The sequence below is a fragment of the Calditrichota bacterium genome (assembly GCA_013152715.1).
Classification (GTDB): domain Bacteria; phylum Zhuqueibacterota; class Zhuqueibacteria; order Thermofontimicrobiales; family Thermofontimicrobiaceae; genus 4484-87.
Map to the genome: position 1 here is coordinate 1 of JAADFU010000060.1, position 9,673 is coordinate 9,673.

Genomic DNA, 9,673 nt, shown 5'->3' on the forward strand with positions numbered 1-9,673 from the left:
AGCCGGGATTTCCGGACACAAAAACCAATTCATTTTCCGCCGCGCCTTTGGAATTCCATTTTAAATAATCTTTGCTCCGGACAGGTTTGTCGTCTTCGTAAACGCGGAAAAAGGCAAAATCAAGATCGTAGCGCGGATAAGTAAAATTATCAAAATCGCCGCCGAAATAGGCTGCCTGTCGCTCCGGCGCCATCACCAGACGGACATCAGTGTATTTTTTGTAGCGATAGAGCCAGTATTCGCCGCCATGATAGAGATTAATAACATTTGACCGCAAACCAGTTTCTTCCAGACTCTTTTTTTCGATTTCAGCGATTTTTGCGCGTTTTGCTTTTAACGCATCAGCATCGGACATGGTTTTTTTCATGGCAGAGAGTACCTGATCCGTGACGTCGATCATTTCTACCAGAACATTCACTTCCAGATCAGGGCATTTGATTTCTTCGGCTTGTGTTTTTGCCATAAATCCTGTTGCCACATAATTTTTTTCAGCCGTGGAAAGTTTCTGCAATTGCCCCATGGCAACGTGGTGGTTGGTCAAAACAAGACCATTGGGGCTGACAAATGAACCGGAGCCGCCATCCATGAAACGCACGCTGGAAAGACGCACGTGATCCAGCCATTGCTGCGTGGGCGTAAAACCGTACTTTTTCTGCAACAATTTTGTCGGTGGATTGTCAAATGTCCACATGCCTTCGTCTGCCTGCACGGCGAACGAAATCATCAGCAGAAATAAGATTCCTGTGAAGAAACCCAGGGTTAATTTTCGGGAAAGTTTTCGATTCATAGAGCACCTCAATTTTTAGTTACGGGTTTTGAGTTTTTAATTTCGGGTTTTGGGTTTAGTTTGGTGTTGATTTTTAGCTTTAAGTTCATTACATTAGATTCATTAATTTTAGAAAAAGTTTTAAATTGGCAAATTTATGTTAAAAAATAAATGGTCGCATCTCCCCTACCTCGTTGTGAGCAATGCAGAGGGAAAGCTATTTGAAATTCCCGAGCTTCGCATGACCGGCATGGCGCTGGATCAATTTCAGTTGCCCGGTGCGGACGAACTCATTCCTCTGCCCGAAGGCAGCGATCTGTTTGAATTGCCCGGCAGAACCGCAATTGGTTTCCAGCCGGAAAGCGACGAACTTGTCGCACTGGACGAGTATCAGGGCGAGCCGGTTTTTGCGGCAGCGGCTTTTATGGCTCCGGCTTATGTTCAATTTCTTCGGGCGAGTTTTCTGAAAAAAGAAAATGCGCCGCGCCTGCCGCTGTATGCTTACACTGCCGTGGGCTGGAAAGACGGAAAATTTTTTGTATCAGGAACCCGCATCGACCCTGATGAACGACAGGATTTTCGCCACGTTGATTTGGGTGCCATCGACAAAGCGGCGTTGAAAATGGCAAAAAAATTTCCGCGAAACCGACTGGTGCAGCATCTGATCGAAAATTGCGTTTTCAAATACGGCTGTCCCGCGGCGCGAAATTTTGTCATGCAGCGCTGGGAAGCGCCCATTCCGACCAGTCCCGCCTGCAACGCCAATTGCGTGGGCTGCATTTCTTTTCAGCCGAAAAATACAACGGTAACGGCAGCACAAAATCGGCTGAATTTCGTTCCGGCGCCAGAAGAAATCGCCGAATTCGTCGTGCCTCACTTGGAAAAAGCGCCGCGCGCCGTTGCCAGTTTCGGTCAAGGCTGCGAAGGAGAACCGCTTTTAGTGGGCGATTTGCTCGAAGAAGCGATCAAAAAAATTCGTCAAAGAACAGCCAAAGGCATCATTAATCTCAACACTAACGCCAGCCTGCCGGGCGTGATCGAAAAACTATTTCGCGCCGGTTTGGATTCCGTCCGCGTCAGCATGAATTCAGCCCAAAAACTATTTTACGACCGCTACTATCGTCCGAACAATTACACTTTCGACGACGTTCTTACTTCCATCGAAATCGCGCGCAAATTCAATCGCTTCATTTCATTGAACTACTTCGTCTTTCCGGGATTCACTGATCATCCCGATGAAATTTCCGCGCTGAAAGAAATAATCAGCAAATACAAAATCAACCTCATTCAGGCGCGCAACCTGAACATGGACCCGGATTGGTACACAGAAACTTTGCAACTGAACCGTCTTTCTCCTGATTTCATCGGCATTAAAAATTGGCTCAGCAATTTGCGCGAAGATTTTCCCTTTCTCCGCTTCGGTTATTTCAACCCACCTGAAAAAATTGTTTCCGAATCATTGAAATTAATTTTAAACAGCTAACAGAACTTCCCCCGCATTATCGATTCTCTCTGCTGATTCAGCCTCCCGGAACAATTCCGCCTGACTGGAAAATGTCGTCAGTCTGAGATAACTTCTGAAAATTATGTAAATTTGTTGAATGAGAAACAAAACCGCCAATCCGACGCCCGCTGAACGCGAGAACGGTAGCTGCAAAAGATTTAAAATTACCAAGGCTAAAATTCCCGCAATAATCAACAACGCCTTCAGGCCGACAACTTTGCCAAAATTTTTGAACACAAAAGCAAGCAAAGATTTCCGCGTTTTGCGTTCCTCATTTTGCACCATGTGAATTCGCGCGTAGTCAAAAATGATAACGAACAACCATAAGACAATAAATCGAATTCCTACTTTAATCCAAGCGCCCCAGTAGAGCACAGACTGGTACGGATCGCTGCCAAATAAGAGACGCTGAATGCCGCTGTAGATAAACTGCAAGCTAAAAAGAACTGCCAGCACCGGCAGGCTCCAAAGGGCGAGGCGAATCATTCGCGCAAATATTTTGCCGAATTTCCCAGCACAGAGGCGATGGTTCCATTTTTCTCATGAATGAACACATGCAAAAATCCGCCAGACAAAAACAGCATGACAACCCAGTAGGTAATTGCGATAAGAAACACCAACAGCATCCAGACAGGCAGCATATTGCCATATTTCTTTATCAATTCAAAAAAGAAATTCATATCAAAATTTTCCGTCAGCTTCGCTCCCATGAGCGAATGACCGGCGAAATCGCCCAGCACTTTGTGTAACGGCAATATTAAAAAAGCAGCGAGGAAAAAATTGAAAAAATAGTAGAGCGCAATCAATCTTTTGTTTCCCGACACTTGAGAAATACCAAATTTTAAGCTTTGCCAGATCATCATTACCTCGCAACTGATTAAGTTAGCTGATACTCATTAGAATTGAAAATAGATTTAGCAAATCAGGCTCATCTAAAAATGACTGAATGAGAAACAACCATTTCGACGTGATTTTATTGATGCCAGCCTTTTGTTTTTTCATAGTTTTGCTGTTGTTGATCAGACTCACGTCCAGCAAAATTTTATTGTCAGGATCCACAGTCGCGGAAACCAATTTCGCCGGTTTGACATAGGTGAATATTTTCCAGTGATCTTTGCCGTCCCAATTTTCGCGAAGCGTGTCTCCGTTGTCAAATACGAATTTCACTTCCACCGGGAAAATAAAATCACCCAGCCGACGGACGTAAACTTTGCTTTCGTAAAATTTCGTCGAATCTTTTGCCGTCGAATCTCGTTCGGCTTTCAACGTGTCGCTCGCAGCAGAGAGAGAATCATTTTCATTTTTCTTTTTTTCAAGAGAATCTACTGAAACAGACACGGTGACATCATATCCTTTATCCTTTTTGACCTTCCGGCTGGAAATAAACCTGACCGAATAATCCAACGTTTTCGTGGAAAACAATGCCTGATCGAAGAACCAGTTCAAATCCTGGCCGGAAACTTCGTTCGCCACCTGAATGAAATCCTGTGTCTTCGGATGACGAAATTTCCAGCGTTCAAAATAAGCGTGCAAAATTTTGAACATGGTTTCCGTGCCCAGATAATTTTCCAGCGTTTTCAGCAGAGTTGCCGGTTTCTGATAGGAATTGACGCCATAGCTACCGGATGGATAGTATTCCCAAGATGGTTTAACAACCGGATCCACATCAGGTCGCTGAATATACTGGCTGCGCTGAAATTCAATATCGCTCACTTTTACGCCGAACATATCGAACATCGAACCTTTCGGCCCGTAGTAACTGTCCATAATGAGTGTTTCGGTGTAAGAATTAATCCCTTCGTCTAACCAGGCTTCTTCAAATTCATTGGAAGCAACCATGCCGTACCAGTAATTGTGGCCAAACTCGTGCACAGTCACCATTTCTGGCATGCGCAAGCCTTTCGGGATATGGTAAAATGTGCCGGCTGTGATCAAAGTCGGGTATTCCATGCCGCCGGAGCCCTGAGCGCCGCGACGCGGATCGACAATGGTCAAATTCGGATAAGGGTAGTCGCCGATGTTTTTCTGAAAAAATTCAATCGCCGCTGTTATTGCTGCGAAATGTCTTTCTGCCTGTGCTGCGTGATCTTTTTGTAAAAGTAAGCGTACTTTCACGTCTTCAATTTGTTTTGTGAATTCCACAAATTCAGGGCTGGTAGTCCAGGCAAAATCGTGAACATCTTCGGCGTGATAAAAATGCGTTTTTGTTCCGTCGTCGTTTTCAGTGACTTCCTGCAACAAGCCTGTTGCACCGACAATATTTTCCTTGGGCACGGTAATTTTCACATTGTACACGCCGAAATCAGAAAAAAACTCAGAATTACGATGGTACTGGTGACAGTTCCATTTTCCGTTTTGAAAAACGCCAACCTTCGGAAACCATTGGCCGACAAAAAAATATTCTTTCCAGGCGCCGGAACGAGCGAACGGCGGCTGCGGAAGTTTCGCGTGAAAATCAATGTTTAATGTGATTGATTTACCTGGCGGAATCGGTCTTTTTAGAGGAAGGCGAAAAACGGTTTTGTCGTCAGGATTATTGTCATCGGGCTGGATAAATTCCAGGCGGTCAGTTAATTCGGAACCTCCCTCGCGCAGGATTTGATCGACTTCGATGTAGCCCCAGCCATCTTTTTCCAACTTGTAACCGCGATGGCTGCCGCCGGATTCTTTCATGAATGTGGATTTTGAATTTCGGAAGCCGTTCAAATAAAGATGAAATTGCAATTCGCGGATTGTTTCACCGGTTTTGTTCACCCAATGCAACTTTTCTTTTCCGTAAATCTTGAATTTTGCCGCATCCAGACGCACATCGATGTCGTAGTTGGCGATTCGTGGGCTGAGCGGTTTTTTGAAAATTGCTTCCTGGGAAAAGAGCGGAGAAAGAACAAAACAAAAAGAGAAGAGAAACGCAAGAAAAAATCGTGATTTCATGAGGTTTCTCCGATTTTGAAATAAAGAATAGCTATCAGTCATCTGACCCAAAAATCCTTTCAATGAGGATATCTTTTCTTCGCAAATAAAGAGTGGATCAGATTCGACAATCGAATCAAATCCACTCAATCTGTCGTTTTTTCTGTAAAATTTTTATTTAATCAAATGAACCTTTGTTGTGGTTTCTTGCGTCATGGGTATAGTCATATTTTGAGGACCGGAAACGGTAACCGTTCCATCCATCTGCATGGAATTTTCTGATTGAACAAGCTTGCCATTTCTGAAATCGAAGTACCACGTCGCAGAGCCATCAAGGTCGCCTTCGAAATCAATGTCAGCCCCCATTTGACTGCCGGAACCCTCTAAAGAGCCTGTAATTTTGGAGGTCACTTTCAGGCATTCGATGCCGTCAAGTACTTCAAGCTTTTCGAGAGTATTGACTGTTTTGCTCCTCACTGAAATGTCCATACCGGCTTGCTTCATTTTCGTGCTATCCGTATCTGTCCAAGTGGCGCCGAATTTGACAGGTTGCGCAGGTAGAACCGGAAGCGGATTACGGAAAAAATCTTCAGCGCCGCGAGAACCAACCATGGGGCCAAAACTGATTTTGAGTGACTCCGGATCATTGAAAGCTAATTTTTTGCCTTGGGGTGACAAGGTCATATTAAATTCATGCCCCACAATCTTACTCACATCAGGTTTAATGTTCTGACCTCTGGCTTTTGTTGCCATCGACAATGTATCGAAGCCGATTTTTACGAGAAAATTTTTCTGTTCATCGATGCCCGCGCCTTTGAGAAATGTGACAGAGTACATTTTGCTGTTCACATCTATGGACTGTCCCATCATTTCCTGAGTCATTTTTTGCGTTTGATTTGTCTCATACTTCAAGACCTGATCCGCCGGAAAACGATAGGTTAAAATAAAACCGGTTTTTTCATCGCCCCAGGCTGGTTTTTTGCCAGCACAAGCCAGCATAATTGAAAAAACTAACAGGATAAAGAGAACGCCAAGGATCGTTCGCAAACTTTTTGATGATTTCATAGCCATTTCCTTTCTAAAATTAATATGGTTTCAGAGTCAGCTCGAATTTTATCGCGCTATTTTTACGTTGTTTGGCTGAAAAAGTTACAAAAATTTCTTCTGTTTCCGCTTCTCTCAAGAATTCGTTTCATTATAGGAAAATTATTGACAAAAGTCAAGCAAAAAGCGGAAACAATTTCCTTGAGTAATTTTATTCGTGAAAAGGAAAAACCTTGATATTGTGTTAAAAAAATGTTAGATTGAGAACAATTATTTGCATTGATATTTTTGAAGAACATTTTCAACTTACTCAATGATAACGGGAAAGGAACAATAAACATGTTCACTATTCTAATTTTTGGATTTTTATTCGGCGCTATTCTGCGATACGCTAAACTTAACAGGTACAACACCATCAGCGGTCTGGCGATGCTCAACGACTTTACGGTGGCCAAAGCTATCGCCGCGGCGATCGGCGTGGGAATAATTCTCATCAACGTAGAAATCGGTTTGGGTCTCGCCTCTTATCACGTCAAGCCGTTGATTTTTGTTGGCGTTATTTTGGGTGGTCTGATTTTCGGCAGCGGCATGGCCATTTTAGGCTACTGTCCCGGGACACTCCCCGTTTCTGCCGGCGAAGGTTCGCTGGACGCCCTCATCGGAATTGTGGGCGGCTTGTTCGGCGGGCTCATTTACACCATGTTACTGCCGACAATGGAAAATTTTTTAGGCCCGAATGCCGGGAAACTTTCCTTGAAAACCGTCATCGATTCCAACGGCTTCGTTTTTTACGCACTGATTTTAATCATCGGTCTGGCATTCATCTGGATCGCTTTTCTTTTGCACAATAAAGAGAGAAGCAAAAATTACAAATGGCTGCACGCGGGCATTGCGCTGGCGGTTTTGAACTCCATTGTTTTTCTGGCGGCGACGACCAACAGGCCCATCGGTGCTTCGACAAGCTACCCCTTTGTGGCTGATTTTTTGAGCGGCGTCACGAAAAACGCCTATTTCGCCGCAATTCAAAAATCAGGAAATTGGGAATTCATTTTTCTAACAGGCGCGTTACTATCAGGGCTGTTCATTTCTCTCATTCGCAAAGAATTCAAATTGAGCTTGATTCACAAAAATTGGAAAAATCATCGCGGCAGCAGTTCCACAGACAGAATCATCTGGGCATTCATTGGCGGCTTTGTTCTGATTTTCGGCGCGAGAATGGCGGGAGGCTGCACCAGCGGCCATATTTTGTCCGGCGACATGCAGTTTGCCTTCAGCAGCCTGATTTTCACCATTTTTGCTTTTGCCGGACTGGTGATTACCGGAAAAATTTTTTACAAGCAAAACGAAAAATAAGCAAAATAAAAATTAACCCAAAGAAAAACACAGACCTTCCCGTGATTTTGCCGAGAAGGTCTGCTCTCTACCAGGGAATTAATTGATTAAGGGAGGCAATCCTCTTTGACTTCCACTTTAATGCTCTGCTTCGCTTTTAAATGACTTTAAACTACTCCATTTTGATGTCCCCCGGCTTTATTTTAACCAGCAAATTTTCGGTGAATCGCCAAAATATCGGTTAATAAAGAAAATCCTGTTTCAATTCTTCCCGCTCCGGCGCCGACGATGGTCACCGACCCCATCAGATCTGTGTCAAAAGTGATCGCGTTCGTCGTTCCCATGACGCTGGATAGAGGATCTGACAAATCCAATTTTTCAGGTCCTACTTTCGCTTTCACTTTTCCGTTTTCCGCAGAAACTTCGCCGATGAGTTTCCAGCGACTATTTTCCCGGCGCGCTTTTTCGATGTCTTCAAGCGAGATTTTAGTGATGCCTTCCCTGACGACATCAGTCGTTTTGAGCGGCTGTCCCATGATCACGTTTGCCAGAATGACAATTTTTGCCAGCGCATCCCAGCCTTCGACGTCGGCGGCGGGGTCGGCTTCGGCGTAACCTAATTCTTGCGCTTTTTTCAGTACTTCTTCGTAAGGCTTGCCCTGTTCCATTTCTGTCAGAATGTAATTGGTTGTTCCGTTCAAAATTCCGCGGACTTTTCGGATTGTACAGCCGGCAAGGCTAAAAAGTCCGGTATTAATCACCGGAGTCCCGCTCATCACGGTGCCTTCTATTCCAAAAATGACATTTTTCGCATCTGCTAATTTTTTCAAATCCCGATAAAATAATGCTGCCGGTCCCTTGTTGGTGGTTACTACGTGCATTCCTTTTTCCAGCGCCCGACGGCAGTAAGTGGTCGCGGGCTCTCCTGTTTTTATATTTGTGTAAGTAACTTCAATTAAAATATCAGCTTCCAACTGCTCAATCGTCTGCAATGGGCTCAACCCCTTCACGCCATCCGGATATTCCTCCAGACTTTTGCCCTGATGCACCAATTCCAGCAACTTTTCTGCAGATAAACCTTTTTCATCGGCAACAGCGCCTTTGGATTTTGCAGAAACGGCGACTATTTCACATTCAAAATTATATTTCTCTTTTAGCCAATGTCTTTTGTTAATTAAAATCTCTGTCAATCCTTGTCCCACTAATCCAAACCCGATAAATATCAATCGATACTTCATCCTTTCCTCCGGATATTTTGAAACTTATCATTTAACTTAAACACTTCACATCCTTTTCTGTTGCGCCCTCCCCTAAATAGTAACTTAAAAATGAAAATGTCAAGTTTTTTTTCGTTACCAATAATTTTTTTCAACAATAAATTTCCGCTATCGCATATTCAGTGATTTGTGAAACTTCAGAAAAAGTGTAAAATTTTGCAAAATTTTCTTGACTTTAATTCTCAAATTTTTATATTTGATAAAGACATTAAAACTAATAACCAAAATTGAGCGTTTATTATGATGCGAATGTTTCTAAATATGCTTTATCATAATTTTTTGACCATGAAAATGGGCAGCATGATGCTGAAATTTACCTGAAAAAACCTGGCATAATGAGATAAATATACGCCCTTCTCGATTGCCGGGAAGGGCTTTTTTTTTAGTTTATCCAGAAAGGCTGAGGGACAGGCCCTGTGACGCCTTAGCAACCTGCCGAGAAAAAAGAAGGCAAGGTGCTAATTCCTGCAAAGAGAATTAATCTCTTTGAAAGATAAACAAATGGGTATTCACAAAATCCCCTTCTTTCAAAGAGAAGGGGATTTTTTTTATCTTGAGGAGACAAATGAGCTTACACACAAAAAATGATTTCACTTTTGGCCCGTTTACTTTTGAAAATGGAGATACTTTACCGCAGGTGACTCTAACCTATGAAACCTGGGGTGAGCTGAACGAAGAAAAAGACAATGCCATCCTGATCTGTCATGCCCTGACCGGCACAAGTCACGCCGCTTCCGGGGAATTGGACGAATCACCGGGCTGGTGGGAATTTTTGATTGGACCTGACAAAGCCGTAGATACCAATCAGTTTTTTGTTATATGCGCTAACGTGCTTGGCGG

The 9,673-nt window shown here is 43.5% G+C and carries 9 protein-coding genes and 1 riboswitch; of the genes, 3 read left to right on the forward strand and 6 right to left on the reverse strand.

The window, feature by feature from the left end; genetic code table 11:
• The coding region (locus GXO74_04920; protein NOZ61000.1) for a S46 family peptidase at window positions 1-787 on the reverse strand (787 nt) is incomplete at its 3' end.
• 136 nt (window positions 788-923) lie between these two features.
• Here GXO74_04920 and GXO74_04925 point away from each other — a divergent pair.
• A complete protein-coding gene (locus tag GXO74_04925) occupies window positions 924-2,249 on the forward strand; it encodes a radical SAM protein (GenBank protein NOZ61001.1) in 1,326 nt (441 codons plus the stop codon).
• Here GXO74_04925 and GXO74_04930 read toward each other — a convergent pair.
• The 4 genes from GXO74_04930 to GXO74_04945 all read right to left on the reverse strand — a co-directional run bounded on the left by GXO74_04930 (window position 2,238) and on the right by GXO74_04945 (window position 6,245).
• Window positions 2,238-2,726 carry a hypothetical protein gene (locus GXO74_04930; protein ID NOZ61002.1) on the reverse strand — a complete coding sequence of 163 codons (489 nt, stop codon included), beginning with the start codon at window positions 2,724-2,726 and terminating at the stop codon, window positions 2,238-2,240. The two genes, GXO74_04925 and GXO74_04930, sit on opposite strands and share 12 nt — an antisense overlap.
• Window positions 2,727-2,752: 26 nt before the next feature.
• A complete protein-coding gene (locus tag GXO74_04935; GenBank protein ID NOZ61003.1) occupies window positions 2,753-3,133 on the reverse strand; it encodes a hypothetical protein in 381 nt (126 codons plus the stop codon).
• A 19-nt stretch (window positions 3,134-3,152) separates the two neighbouring features.
• Window positions 3,153-5,201, reverse strand: a complete 2,049-nt coding sequence (locus GXO74_04940) for a M1 family metallopeptidase (protein NOZ61004.1) — start codon at window positions 5,199-5,201, stop codon at window positions 3,153-3,155.
• Between the two features lie 153 nt (window positions 5,202-5,354).
• The gene (locus tag GXO74_04945) at window positions 5,355-6,245 is read right to left on the reverse strand and encodes a hypothetical protein (GenBank protein NOZ61005.1); all 891 of its coding nucleotides are present in this window, start codon (window positions 6,243-6,245) and stop codon (window positions 5,355-5,357) included.
• A 318-nt stretch (window positions 6,246-6,563) separates the two neighbouring features.
• Here GXO74_04945 and GXO74_04950 point away from each other — a divergent pair, with 318 nt between their 5' ends.
• Window positions 6,564-7,577 carry a YeeE/YedE family protein gene (locus tag GXO74_04950; GenBank protein ID NOZ61006.1) on the forward strand — a complete coding sequence of 338 codons (1,014 nt, stop codon included), beginning with the start codon at window positions 6,564-6,566 and terminating at the stop codon, window positions 7,575-7,577.
• Between the two features lie 182 nt (window positions 7,578-7,759).
• Here GXO74_04950 and GXO74_04955 read toward each other — a convergent pair whose 3' ends face one another.
• A complete protein-coding gene (locus GXO74_04955) occupies window positions 7,760-8,794 on the reverse strand; it encodes a homoserine dehydrogenase (protein ID NOZ61007.1) in 1,035 nt (344 codons plus the stop codon).
• 423 nt (window positions 8,795-9,217) lie between these two features.
• Window positions 9,218-9,333: riboswitch (SAM riboswitch) on the forward strand.
• Window positions 9,334-9,398: 65 nt separating this feature from the next.
• On the opposite strand from GXO74_04955, the gene GXO74_04960 reads away from it, so the two are divergent.
• The coding region (locus GXO74_04960; protein ID NOZ61008.1) for an alpha/beta fold hydrolase at window positions 9,399-9,673 on the forward strand (275 nt) is incomplete at its 3' end.